The organism is Gimesia sp. (genome assembly GCF_040219335.1).
Classification (GTDB): domain Bacteria; phylum Planctomycetota; class Planctomycetia; order Planctomycetales; family Planctomycetaceae; genus Gimesia.
The window spans coordinates 295,775-309,788 of record NZ_JAVJSQ010000005.1 but is presented as its reverse complement, the minus strand read 5'-3'; the positions used below and the strand labels follow the sequence as shown (position 1 = coordinate 309,788).

Below are 14,014 nucleotides of genomic sequence, written 5' to 3'. Positions count from 1 at the left end.
AGACACCCTGGGCTGCTCTCTCAGCTGTAACTCGTGTTTGAAGAATCTGAGCTCATATCTTTCCGGCTGAAATCAGTGCGGCGTGAGTCTGCAGAAGTTACAGCTGACTATAAGAATTCAGGCAGGGATGCTGGTCTGGACATTAGTAAAACAATCGAAACAGCATTAAACCTATAGTGTAGGCTGTGCTCAGACCACCTGCAAGCAGATCTCGTCAATCTGCCGACGTATGCTCTCCCGGGAATCAAGCGTAACCAGCAATGGGGCCCGACTTAACTGATAATGTCGTGGATCACTTCGCCGTAATCCCGTTCCAGACGCTGTCTACCGGGATAGTTGAGCCGGGTCGTATCCAGGCCCATCTGGTGTAATACCGTGGCGTGCAGGTCGGTCACATAGTGCCTGTCTTCGACAGCGTGGAACCCGAGTTCATCGGTCGCACCATGAATGTGGCCTCCTTTAATTCCGCCACCGGCCATCGCCACACTAAATCCATGAGGATGATGATCGCGGCCTGTCCCCTGGACACTGCTGTTCCCATTACGGTGTTCTGCACCAGGGGTTCGTCCGAATTCAGAGCCGATCACAATCATGGTCTCATCCAGCAGACCACGCTGCTTGAGGTCTTTAATCAGACCGGCAATCGGCTGATCGACCTGCCCCGAAAGCTGTGAATGCAGGCGTTTAATATCACGATGAGAATCCCAGGCACCGGCATTACCACGGTAGCCATGAAACAGTTGGATGAACCGTACACCACGTTCGGTCAGACGCCGGGCCGCCAGACATTTCTCACCGAAGCTTTTTGTGGTTGACTGATTCAGACCATACAGCTCCTGCACATGCTGTGACTCTTCTTCAAAAGCCATGACTTCGGGAACGGCGGACTGCATCTGGAAAGCAAGCTCGTATGACTTGATCCGTGCTTTCAGGTTTTTATCATCCGGGTATTGAATTCCGGCGTGTCGGTTCAGTTTCCCCAGCAGGCCGAACATTTCCTGCTGTTCCGAGGGAGTCAATGAATCATCAGCAGAGCGCACAAACGAGAGCGGATCTTTCGGATCCACTTCCATCCGGACACCCGCATGTTCCGGCCCCAAATAAGAAGAACCGTGTGTCCAGGCGGCGCCACAACAGTCAGCGCTCGGGTTCCCCAGCACGACATAGTGCGGCAGATTCTGGTTGGCCGTTCCCAGACCATAACTGACCCAGGAACCCACGGTCGGAAAGGCACCTTCCGTAATTTTGCGGCCGGTATGATAGGTCAGTTGGGCACCATGGTTGTTGTCGATCGTCCACATGGAGCGAACCAGCGTCAGGTCATCCGCACAGGTCCCCAGATTCGGGAACCAGTCGCTGATTTCCAGACCACTTTCGCCATATTTTTTATAGCCTGTCTGCAAAGGCATAATGGCTTTGAAAACTTCACGTTTCTGCTTGGACGGGTCGAGCAGGATCTTGTTGATCTTGTCCTTATTCAACACTGATTCTGCGTAGGGAGTTTCATCAATCGACTTCCCGGCATATTTATTGAGTGCCGGCTTCGGATCCAAACTTTCCAGGTGACTGAGACCACCAATCAGAAAGATCCAGATCACCGACTTGGCGCGCGGCACCATGTGAGGAACCAGTCCCGCTTCCGCAGCCTGCAGTTCGCCTTCCTGAAATAGGAGCGAAGAGAGCGCCATACCCGTCATTCCCATGCCGGTGTCGTTTAAAAACGTGCGACGGTTCATCTGGGGTGAATTAAACATTCTATTACTTTCCAATCCCATTCGGGTCAGGATTCATCAGCGAATCGTGACAAAATCATTATGGTTGAATAATACGGTAATCAGTTTTTCATACTGATCCCTGGTCGGTTGACTGCCCTCTGCCTTGACAGACGCCAGCAGATATTCTCGACAGAGCTGATGCTCAACTTCATCCGGCCGACGCGAGAGAATTCGCAGGTAAGCCTCTTCGATAAATGCATCCATATCCCCGGTGCTCTTCTCTTCAATTTGAGAGGCCAGGGCTTCGCTCGCCAGAAAGGTCAGTTTGCTGTTGGCCAGCGCCAGTGCCTGATGCGGTTGCACACTCGTCTCCCGCATATAACACTCAGAAACACTGGGACCATCAAAGATCTGTACGAACTCAACCAGTTTTTCATGTGCGTGCCGGAGATAGATACTCTTACGACGTGAATCCTGGGCCTGGTGGTTATCAATGTCCGGGCCTCCCATCGCAGCGTCGAGTCGACCGGGAATGTAAAGCAGGTTATCCCGCACGATTTCACCTTCCATCCGCCGCGCCGATTTTTTCCAGAGGAAAAGATTATCGGGGTCGATCGCATGGTTTTCCGGGGCGCCAGTCCCTGCCATTCGATAAGTTGCACTGGTGACGATCAACCGGTGCATCTCTTTCATGCTCCACTCGCGATCCATGAATTCTGCTGCCAGCCAGTCAAGTAATGCGGGGTGAGTCGGTTCACGGCCGTTTCCGCCATACTCATTGACGGTTGGAACTATCGGCTGACCAAAATGTCGCAACCAGATATGATTCATCGCCACACGGGCCGTCAACGGATTTTGACGATCGGTCAGCCAGCGGGCAAACGCCAGTCGACGTCCTGTGCTGCTTTCCGGATACTTGGACTGTTTACGCGGTGTATATTTCGTTGTCGGTTTCTCTTTGGCTGCATCCTCTGCTTTTTTGAGTTGAGTTTCTGCCGCCTTGTGAGCCTGCTCCGCTTTTTTCAACTGCTGCTTCGCTTTGCTGATACTCGATTTCTTCTTTCCTTTCTCAGCTTTCTTGAGCGCCGCGGTGGCCTGTTCCTGCTGTTGGATAGCAGAAGTTAATTCCCATTGGGCCTCTTCAACGGCTGCCTCACGCTGCAACTTCACCAGATTCTGTGCTGCCGTTTTCCAGGCATCCGATTTTTTGTCGCCGGCTACTTCTATCGCTTCGATAGCAAACTGAGCTTCGAGTACTGCCAGTGCACTTTCTGCAGCAGCCCGCTGTTCCGGTGCCTTAGCCTGCTCCATAGCCCCTCTGGCCTGATCGAGCAGATCCTGTTTGACAAACTCACGCTGTGCAGGCTGACTGGCTACCAGCGGCAGTGAGACCGGCTCGACTTCATATTTGCCCCCCAGGAATTCGGGCACTCCCGGAGTAATACTTTTGTCTTTTACCGGACGTCGCTCGTCGCCGGCTTCCAGGAACCAGGTTTTCGACGTCAAGGAGCGATCGTAGGCACGAGGAATCCCGTTTTTAGAGACATCCAGTACGCCTTCCACACGATCCGTGCGAACGTGATACGGTTCGAAAATAGCCCGCATCTGATAGTATTCAGTCTGCTTGATTGGATCATACATGTGATCGTGGCATTTCGCACACCCGACGGTAATTCCCAGGAATGCCTGAGACGTATGTTTGACGACGTCATCCATCCACTGGTCGCGTTCCGCGTGGTAATTGCGTGCCAGATAACCGGTTGCCCGAAGTGTATCCCAGTCATCCGGCTTCAGTTCGTCTGCTGCCAGCATTTCGGTCAGCATCTGATCGTAAGATTTTTCGGCATTGAGCGATTCAATAATCCAGTCGCGCCAGTGCCAGATATGTCGCTGGCTCACACGCAGGGCATCCTTGTAACCGGCCCAGTCGCTGTAACGCCAGACATCCATCCAGTGCCGGCCCCAACGCTCGCCGTAAGCGGGGTGATTCAACAGGCGATCAACGACCGCTTCATAAGCCTTGTCGTTCGTCTTGGCGTCTTCCAGAAACGCGCGGATTTCCTCAGGTGTTGGATTCAAGCCAATCAAGTCGAGATAAACCCGACGCAGTAAAACTTCTGGACTGGCTTCCGCAGCGCGTTTCAAACCTTTCTGTTCGTGACCGGCAGCAATGAATTGATCGATGGGATTCCGCGGCCAGTTGACGTCGGCCACCACCGGAACTTCCGGACGACGAACTGGCTTAAAGGGTTTCCAGGCATAGCGGTTCTGGAATTCGTTAAACTCTGCCGTCAACTGTTCCATTTTTTTCTTCGAGACAGCAGCCGGGAATTTTGTTTTATCACCGGGTGCAGTCCCGCTGAGAACTTCCTGCAGGTTTGTAAAGCCATCGCCGTCGGCATCCTGATCGGCGATCAGTTTCAGTCGCAGAGCCAGATCCGCGTCCTGATTTTGCTCCAGCAGTTTGTCTGCGGTTTCACGCAACTGATTCCCGAAGGGATTGTGCGGAAAATCGTCCAGAGATTCAGCACCTTCTGCATGATCGCCCACATGACAGGTACCACAGGAATTCAGTCCCTGTGCCAGGTATTTGCCAAAGTAGCGAACAAATGCCTGCCGATTAGCCGGGTTGGCTTGGGCCGGTGTCGTCAGCGCGACTGCTGATATGAGAACTAGCAAACAGAGAATTCGTCTTTTCATATCAATCATACAATTACCATCGGTGTTCTAACTGGATAGAACCAGAAAAATCACAGTGAAAATGTGTGTGTTAAATTTGAGGATGCAAGTATTTAAAACTTACACATCAGGAGAGAATTCAGGCGAGAAAACTCGTATCTCACTCAGTGAGATAAAATCAAAGTCAGATCAACGAGCATTTAATATATAATACTAAGATATTTGCGAAAAATCCAGTAGAATCTCTCAAGAGAGACGCTCTGTCCCGCTTTTGAGCTCGTATGTGGATGTTTGTTTCGCTCTGACCCCGATTAAGTTACGCGAAATGCATAACCGGCATGATCCCATTACCTGTCCTTCAGCATAGTGACAGATCAAAATGTAATGACCGTCCCTGTGCGTGCCGACTCCGTAGCTGCTTCCATCCAGGCGACAGCGGCAGCAGATTCAGCGGGTGTGATCCGCTGAGGTGATTCACCCTTGCGGACGCAGTTGGCAAAATAGCGCAACTCTTCCTTTAACACTCCAAAATAATTCCCCAGGGGACGGGGCCAGTACATCGTATCGGGCAGTTTCACACCCTGCGCATCGTGTATCGCCAGGCCCGCCTCACCACAGTTGATGTAGAGCGCCCCCTCCGTGCCGATGATTTCCATACGGGCATCAATCGTAAACGGAGTGGATTCCGGCAAATGCCAGACCGACTCAACCACAGCGACCGCACCACTGTCCAACCTGGCAATCGACCAGCCGGCATCCGCAAATTTGTTCTTGCCGGGATGGACTTCCTGAGCATAGACCGTGGAGACATTTGCCTGACTGAACCAGAGCATCAGGTCCGCATCATGAATTCCATCGCCCATCAGTGCCGAAATATCATCGAGCACCGTTTCTCCAATGGCCTTCGACAGATTGCGACGGGCATGCATCGAAATGATATTTCCGATCCGTCCCTCTTCGATCGCCTGCTTCGCGATAGTCACTCGGGGATCAAACCGGCAGATGTGCCCCACCATGAATAATCCGTCTGACGCATCGGTAGCTTCCAGAATCAGCTCGCAGTCCGCTAGTGTGGGCGCCATCGGTTTTTCCAGCAAAACATGCTTACCACTCCGCAAGGCATCAATGGCGATTTCACGGTGATCATAAATGTGGGTGGTAATACTCACCACATCGATATCAGGGTCGGCCAGCAATTCGTGATAGTCCGTGTAGCGTCTCGATACATTCAGCCGGTCGGCTACTTCGTTCAATCGGTCTGGTCTGCGAGTACAGAGTGCGGTCAATTCAATATCCGGCATCTCTGCCAGATTATCGGCATGAACTTCACCGAACCATCCTAGCCCTATCACGCCCCATCGAACCGCCTTTGACTGACTCACGGGTTACCTCGCTTCCTGGTTTTACTGTTAATTCAGAAGTCGCACTCAGTGGCATTCGGTTGGTCTGAAGTCGAACTCAGACAATGGCTCCCTGCTCGCTTAATGTCGTTCTTAACTGGTCGACATCCACGTCGCGCGGGGTTACTCCCTGCCTGATTGCCAGGCTCGCTGCTGTCCCCGCAGCCTGACCGGTGGCATAGCAGGGAGGAATCACTCTCGCTGATGCGGCCCCTTCGTGATCTGCTGAAATCGGACGGCCGGCCACCAGGAGGTTCTCCACATCGCGTGGCACCAGGCAGCGATAGGGGATTTCATAATGATCGGCGTGAATCCCTTCCAGCCTTCCCCGGGGTCCCTGGGGGTCGTGAATGTCGATCGGATAAGAGCACTGGGCAATTGAATCATCGAACTTCCGCCCTTCGAGCACATCAGCCCCATTGAGCACATAGTCCCCCAGAATATGACGTGTTTCCCTGACTCCGACTTGAGTTCCCGTAGCCAGCAGTTGTGCATTTTCCAGGCCGGGACAATGGGATCGGAAAAATCGAATCAGTTCCCATGCCTGACGCCGACTCTCGATTTCCGCCCGGGACAGATCATCGGGATTCGTACCATCCACGTTCTGGACACGGGTCGTGTTGACCCGCCACTGCCCCGGTGTCGGCTCACGATAAATATTCAGGAACTCGCGTTCCAGCGTCCAGTCACCGCTTTCCCGGGCCTGTTTGACAATACATTCAAACAACCGCTCCCCCGGATGCAGAACTTCATGCTCCTTCATCCAGGCAATTACACGTTCGTCATTGACATTGCCAATCGTCAGAAACAGCGTCACCGGCATCATTTTGCCGTCCGCCTTACGTCCCACTTCAAAGGGGGCTCCGGCCTTGGCAGCGATATCGCCATCGCCGGAGGTATCAATCACAGTTCGCGCCCGGAGCAGTCCCAGACCGGCCTTATCCAGAATCACAATCCCATCAATCTGCTGATCCCGCATCACCACATCGACAAACGAGGTATGGAACCGGATCCGTGCCCCTGCCTCACAGACCATTTCCAGGGCCGCCATTTTCAGTGCTTCGACACTAAAGGGGGTCACATTGGCATGTCCGAGATCAATAAAAGAAGCCCAGGCAGAACCAGCTTCTGTCGTAGAGGGATCGACGGCCCCGCCCATCTGGACCATTTTATCGATGACTTCCTGAAAGATACCGGCCACCAGTTGCCGCTTCCCGTCCGGCGTGTAGGAGGTCATGAAAGGACCAACCATTCCCGCCGTCGATGTGCCTCCCAGGAAACCATAGCGTTCGACCAGCACAGTGGACGCTCCGTTCCGGGCAGCAGCAGTCGCTGCAGCCACACCAGCCGAACCACCACCGATCACAGCCACATCGACTGTCTCACGGAGCGGAATTTTCCATGTTTGCGTAATTGAATCTGACGACTGCGACATCACGTTCGATCCCTTCGAGAGTTTTTGAATTACCACGATAGCAGTGAACTCTCAGGGTCGCAACTAGTAACAGGGTCAGCGGAAGGCGCACCGTCCCTCTGATTTAAATACAGGATTGAAAAGTACGCTCACTGACTGCTCAGGCAGACACTGGCTGCAGTTCGCGTATCGGCTTTCCGAAGGGCAGAATGGGAACCGGACGACCCTGCAAATCGTGCAGGATATGCTCATGGTCAATTCCCAGGTGCCGATAAACGGTGGCCCAGAGATCGTTGGGAGTCAGGCGGCGTTCGACCGGGTATTCCCCTTTCGGGTTGGTCGCGCCGATCACCTGACCGGTCTGCATTCCACCTCCGGAAACCAGTACTGACATCGCTTTGGGCCAGTGGTCTCGACCGGGCTGCATGACACCAGTCTGAGTTCCCCGCTGAACTGAAAGCTTCGGAGTCCGACCAAACTCGCCCGTCACTACCAGCAGAACTCGTCGGTCGAGTCCCCGTTGATAGAGGTCTTCGATCAGAGCAGAAACGGCCTGGTCATAGGGATGCAGTCGCCATTCGCAGTCCTTGAAGAGATGCGCATTCACAGCGTGAGAGTCCCAGTTATAAGCTGCCGTCTTGGGAGTTTTACTCCCCGGGAATGGATGTTCCCAGACCATCGTGACAAACCTGACACCTGACTCGACCAGACGCCGACCTAATACAGCCCGTTGACCGTACGCATTCCAGCCATATCGATCACGGACTTCCTTGGGTTCCTGTGAAAGGTCAAAAGCCCGACGGACTTTTTCACTGGTCAACATGTCGATGGCCTGACGGTTAAAACTGTCCATGGCTTCCATCGAACCACTTTTGTCTACATCACGACGGAAATTATCGATCCCCTTCAGCATGGCAATTCGGTCATCGAGCCGCGTTTCCATCGCTGATTTCACGCCGATATTCTGTACTTTGAAATCGGGATCGCTGGGGTTGCCGGCTACCATAAATGGAGTTGATGATGGTCCCAGATAAGCGGGCCCCATAGCAAAGGTATCAATGGACGCACGGGAAGAGTCAACCTCAGTCACACAGACCGGCATTTCATTCCCCGGTTGCTCCAGCATTTTCTTCACAATTGTATTTACAGCTGGGGCGTCATTAATTGTGCCCACTGGAGTTGCAGGAACACGGCCGGTCATGAGCCGCTTATGTCCGCCACCATGATCGGCAAACTCATGATGAATCGAACGAATCAACGTAAACTTGTCTGCAATTTTCGCATGCTGTGGCAGCATCTGGCAGACGTCGAGACCGGGAACATTAGTATGAATCGGTGAATATTCCCCACGGTACTCGACTGGTGCCCCCGGCTTCATATCATATGTTTCCATATGAGGGGGGCCACCCGGCAACCAGACGAAAATCACGGCCGTATCGTCAGTTGCGTTTCCAGTAGGACTGGCAAGTGCCTGCTGACGGAGCAAATCAGTCATACTCAGACCAAGCATACTTGCCCCACCGATTTCCAGGAAGGTGCGACGTTTCATCGGTCCTGCACAACGCTGATTTCTGGATTTGGCACTCATGAATTCATCATCCCGATCGAAATATTGCCGTCTGAGCATTTTCTTAACAAGTACGCATCAACGTATTGTAATGTATATTGCATCGTTTAGAATAGAAATTCAAGTTCAATTTAATTTCAGATTCTCCCGGAATTCATTCTAAAACTGACTGCCATCCCCTAAATACTGATTGGCAGACCAGTTAAGGAGCTATTTACAGAGTCACTCCGGGTGAACCTCCAGATTCCAGATATCTTGGGAAGATCGATGAAATTGAAGCATTATTTTCTGCTGATTGTTTTATTCGCAGGCATCCTCTTGGGGAGGCTGGAGAAATCTTCCCATGCGGCTGAGTTGGAAGTCTATCTGCCGAATCAGGACCAGGGGATTGAATTATCAGATCCCGATGCCCGTCAGCAATTATTAATCACACACAAAGACCAGTCGGGTTCCTTAAGCGATGTCACGCGGAGTGTGAAATATCAGGTTGAACCAGAGGGTATCGCTTTGGTCAGCCCCACCGGATATGTCAGCCCCCTGTCCAACGGGTCTGCTACCATTACCGCCTCTCTGGATTCGAAACGTTTCCTCAAAATCCCGGTACGCGTTTCTTCGTTCGAACAGCGTCGTCCGGTCAGCTTTTACAATGACGTCATCCCGCAACTCACGCGGGGTGGTTGTAACAGTGGCGCCTGCCATGGCACGCCTTCTGGGAAAAACAACTTCCATTTGTCTTTACTGGGTTTTGAACCGGGCAATGACTTTGAGTACATCACGAAAGAATCTCTTGGACGCCGGATTAACCCGGCAGCACCAGAAACCAGTCTCTTGTTACAAAAAGCGGCTGGTACAGTACCTCATGGTGGAGGAAGTCGGTTCAAGGCGGATGGAGCAGAAATCAGACTGATCGCCCGCTGGATCCGAGAAGGGATGCGGTATGATCCGGAAAAAGAACCAACGGTGACGCACATCGAAATATTTCCTCAAGTCCGTGTCCTGCCCAAACAGGCTACACAGCAACTGGTCGTCACTGCTTATTTCTCTGATGGAACGAAACAGGACATTACCCGTCTGGCGGAATTCAAACCAAACCAGCCTAAGATGGCAGCAGTCGACAAGCATGGACTGGTGACATTAAAAGACCAGACCGGCACAACATCAATCATGATCCGTTTCCAGGAACAGGTCGCCGTTTTTATGACGACCATTCCTCTAGGCCAACCCACGCCTGACTTGCCAACTCCAGAGAACTTTATCGACCAGCATGTTTTTGCGAAGCTGAAAGTGCTCGGACTTCCCCCTTCAGAACGATGTGATGATTCCACCTTTCTCCGCAGGGTGACTCTGGATATCACAGGGCGGATCCCCACTTTAGAGCAGACACAATCTTTTCTGGCTGATCAGAGTCCCGATAAACGAGCACGGAAGATCGACGAGCTGCTGGACAGTTCGGGTTACGCAGATCTGTTCGCGTCTAAATGGGCAGGCATATTACGCAACAAGGCTGGTGGAAATCTGGAACAGGTTGCCCGGGAGACATTCGGCTTTCATGCCTGGATCCGCACCAGTCTGGCCACGAACAAACCTTATGACGAATTCGTGACAGAGCTGATTACAGCCCGAGGCAAGTCGGGAACTAATCCTGCCGTCTCATGGTACCGAGCCGTTAAAGATCCCAAAGATCAGATGTCAGACATCGCCCAGGTTTTCCTGGGGGTCCGCATTCAATGTGCGCAGTGCCACCATCACCCCTATGAAAAATGGAGCCAGGACGATTTCTACGGATTTCAGGCATTCTTCAACACACTGGGACGCAAAGAAGTTTATAAGCTGCCGGAAGACGACATCGTTTACCATAAACGAATCGTCGCGGTTGCCAAAAACCCGAATACCAATCGGGAACTCAAACCAACACCCCTGGATGGAGCAGCCCTGGACATCCCTGCTGAACGGGATCCGCGTATCGATCTGGCTAACTGGGTCACAGATCCCGAGAACCCCTTCTTTGCCAAAATGCTGGTGAATCGTTACTGGAAACATTTTTTCGGCAGAGGTCTGGTAGAACCAGAAGATGACATTCGGATCACAAATCCGGCCACGCACCCTGAACTCTTGAATCAGCTGGCAGAATCATTCGTCAAATCGAATTATGACCTGAAAGCGATCTGCCGCACCATCTGTAACAGCCGAACCTATCAACTCAGCTCTTTTCCGAATCAGTACAATCAAAGTGATGAGCAGAATTACGCGCGCTACTATCCTCGACGGCTGCCAGCCGAGATGATGCTGGATGCGATGAATGATGTTGCGGGTTCTAAGAACAATTTCAATCACCAGCCGGTGGGAGTTCGGGCAGTCGCCTTACCCGATGATTCAGCCAACGTCGAGTCATTTTTTCTGCGGGTCTTTGGTCGGCCGCAGATGGACACGGCCTGTGAATGTGAGCGCACCGCCAATGCGGATCTGGCACAAAGCCTGCATCTGATCAACTCCGATACGATCCAACAGATTCTTTCCGCCTCTGACGGCCAGGCAGTCCAGCTGGCCCGTGACAAAAACAGGGACGATCAGACACGCATCAAAGAGCTGTATCTGCATGCTCTTTCGCGATCTCCCAATGAAAATGAACTTGAGACAGGGCTGGCTCATCTGCAGAAAAAACGGAATCAGTCGAAGGCAGATCCCAGGAAATTATCTCTCGAACAGGCTGAGAAACAGGCCTATGAAGATCTTATCTGGGTGATCATCAATACAAAAGAGTTCCTGTTCAACCATTAACAGTTACTGTGAAGCAAATATGAAAACCAGCACCAGGTTCATCCCTGCACTTTGTCCGTTGCTCTTCCTGCTGTTAAGCAGTCTGCACTCGCAATTGGTGGATGCCCAGCTACCCACGGCAGATTTGAGGCAGCTGCGTCCCTTTGCTGCCCCGGCAGGGAAGACCCTCGAAGTTAGCATCATTGGTTCCAACCTGGATGATGCATCCGAACTGCGCTTCTCCCATCCAGGTATCAAAGCGAAACCAGTAATACTGCCTGCTGATGAATTTCATCCGGCCCCTCGGCCGCAGGTATCCCGCTTTGAAGTTTCCGTCGCCACTGACGTTCCTCCGGGTATCTACGAGGCACGCGTCGTTTCTTACTTTGGTCTTTCGACGGCACGCCCATTTGTGGTGGCTGAAGCTGATAGCCGGGAAATTGCGGAAACCGGCAATCATGCTACCCGCGAATCGGCCATGCCTGTGGAAGTCAATTCCGTAATCTCAGGTGATGTTCCCTCCCGCGGAATCGACTGGTATCAGCTGAAGGTAAAAGCGGGAGAGCGGATTCTCGTAGAACTACTGGCACAGCGTATCGACTCACGCCTGGATGGCCAGATTATTGTTTACGATTCCGAAGGTCGCGAAATCACCCGCAACCGCGACTGGTTCGGCCGGGATTCGTTTGTCGAAATCCTGTCCCAACAGGATGCCACATATTATCTGGCGATTTCTGACATTCTCTACCGAGGGGGCTCAGAACATTTTTATCGTCTGGAGATTTCTAATCGCCCTCATATTGATTTCATTTACCCTCCTGCTGGCGAACCGGGTTCCACACAAACTTACACCGTATATGGTCGCAACCTTCCTGGTGGCAGTTACGGAAAATCTGCGGAGCTCAACGGTCACAAGCTGGAATCGGTGGAAGTGGAAATCACACTCCCTGATGTAGCAGGTCCCGCCGATCGTTTTCAACCGGGTAAACCACGCCAGGGGCTGCTGGATGGTTTTGATTTTCAGCTGGAGAATTCCAACAGGATCAAGATCGGTTATGCGACAGCCCCTGTGGCTCAGGAGCAGGCCCATCTGGACCGGCAGAACGTTTCGATCCCGACGGAAATTGCCGGACGATTCGATCAGCCGAATGACGAAGATCAGTTTGTCTTTCGTGCAGAGAAAGGAAAAACCTACTGGATTGAAGCCATCGCAGACCGGATGGCGTCTCAAGTGGATCCGTTACTGATCGTGCAACAATTGACCCGCTCACCAGCTGGTGAAGTCAGCGTGAAGACCGTGACAGAAAATGACGACCTGGCTTCCTATTTCAGCCCCCACAATAAAAATGCGATTAACCTCGACACAACTGATGCGGCGGTCTCGTTCGTCGCAGAACAGGATGGGGAGTACATGGTGACGATCGTCAATCAGTTTGGAGGAGGCAGCGCAAAAGATCTTTATCGTCTGGCGATTCGAGAACCCAAGCCTGACTTTCATCTGATCGCGACCACAGAACGCCCGCTGCCTACCAATCGTACGGGTTACTCTGTCACCCCCCTGCTCCGACGAGGGGCCAACTGGGGAGTGCGGATTGTCGCTCCTCGTCAGGATGGCTTTACCGGAGATATCGTTGTAACAGCAGAGAACCTTCCAAACGGCGTCACTGCCCAACCTCTGACGCTCAGTGGAAAGGCCGACCATGGAATTCTGATCCTCTCAGCAGATGAATCAGCCAAGACATGGGCTGGTGAAATCCAGATCAAGGGAACTGCCCAGATCAATGGTCAATCTGTGGTGAAAGAAGCACAGTTTGCGTCCCTGATCTGGGGCCACATCTTTGCCGATGCGATTCGTGTTCGCTCCCGGCTCACCACAAGCATGCCTCTGGCTGTCAATGAACATGAGACGGTGCCCGTCATCATTTCCCCAGCAGAGGATAAAGAGTGGACCGTTGAATTGAATCAAAAACTGGAGATTCCCATCAAGCTGACTGGTAGCGGGAATCGAACGGGTAACCTGACGATAGAGCCGCACGAACTGTTTGGTATCCAACGCAATCCTCCTACCGTAAATATCGGAGAGAAAGACACGGAAGGCAAGCTGGTCATCGATTTCAGACCCAACGGGAACTTCAAAGCAGAACCGGGACGATATCAGTTTGCACTACTGGGCGTGGGTGTAACACAGTATCGCCAGAATCTGCCAGCCAGTCTGGCTGCGAAAGCCGAACTGGAGCGACTCGAAAAACTGGTCGCGCAGCTCAAGGCCGATGTTGAGTCCAGCAAAGCGGATGCAGCCAAAGCCAAAGCCAAAGCAGCCTCTGACAAACTGGCTCGCGCTGAGAAACTCGTAGAACAAGCGGCCCGATCAGCGAAATCCGCAGAAGCAAGGTCAGCTCCTGCCAATACGAAATTTGCAGCCTGGTCGAAACTGATCACAGTTAATGTCGTCGAACCAGCTAAGAAGAAATAAGTTTATCTA

General features: G+C 52.4%; 7 protein-coding genes. 2 read left to right on the top strand and 5 right to left on the bottom strand.

The annotated features are described in order from the left end of the window. Positions 1-272: 272 nt before the first annotated feature. The 5 genes from RID21_RS05215 to RID21_RS05195 all read right to left on the bottom strand — a co-directional run bounded on the left by RID21_RS05215 (position 273) and on the right by RID21_RS05195 (position 8,796). On the bottom strand, positions 273-1,754 hold the full coding sequence (locus RID21_RS05215; protein ID WP_350187511.1) for a DUF1501 domain-containing protein: 1,482 nt from the start codon (positions 1,752-1,754) through the stop codon (positions 273-275). A gap of 36 nt (positions 1,755-1,790) precedes the next feature. Next, the gene (locus RID21_RS05210) at positions 1,791-4,394 is read right to left on the bottom strand and encodes a DUF1553 domain-containing protein (RefSeq protein WP_350187509.1); all 2,604 of its coding nucleotides are present in this window, start codon (positions 4,392-4,394) and stop codon (positions 1,791-1,793) included. Positions 4,395-4,768: 374 nt separating this feature from the next. Next, entirely contained in the window at positions 4,769-5,746 is a 978-nt protein-coding gene (locus RID21_RS05205; protein WP_350187508.1) for a Gfo/Idh/MocA family protein, read from the bottom strand. A gap of 106 nt (positions 5,747-5,852) precedes the next feature. Beyond that, entirely contained in the window at positions 5,853-7,229 is a 1,377-nt protein-coding gene (locus RID21_RS05200) for an FAD-dependent oxidoreductase (protein WP_350187507.1), read from the bottom strand. 139 nt (positions 7,230-7,368) lie between these two features. Then, positions 7,369-8,796: a DUF1501 domain-containing protein gene (locus RID21_RS05195; RefSeq protein ID WP_350187505.1), complete on the bottom strand. Its 1,428-nt coding sequence runs from the start codon at positions 8,794-8,796 to the stop codon at positions 7,369-7,371. A gap of 246 nt (positions 8,797-9,042) precedes the next feature. Between RID21_RS05195 and RID21_RS05190 the strand changes: the two genes are divergently transcribed. Next, on the top strand, positions 9,043-11,553 hold the full coding sequence (locus tag RID21_RS05190) for a DUF1549 domain-containing protein (protein WP_350187503.1): 2,511 nt from the start codon (positions 9,043-9,045) through the stop codon (positions 11,551-11,553). Between the two features lie 19 nt (positions 11,554-11,572). Then, a complete protein-coding gene (locus RID21_RS05185; protein WP_350187502.1) occupies positions 11,573-14,005 on the top strand; it encodes a hypothetical protein in 2,433 nt (810 codons plus the stop codon). Positions 14,006-14,014: the final 9 nt, after the last annotated feature.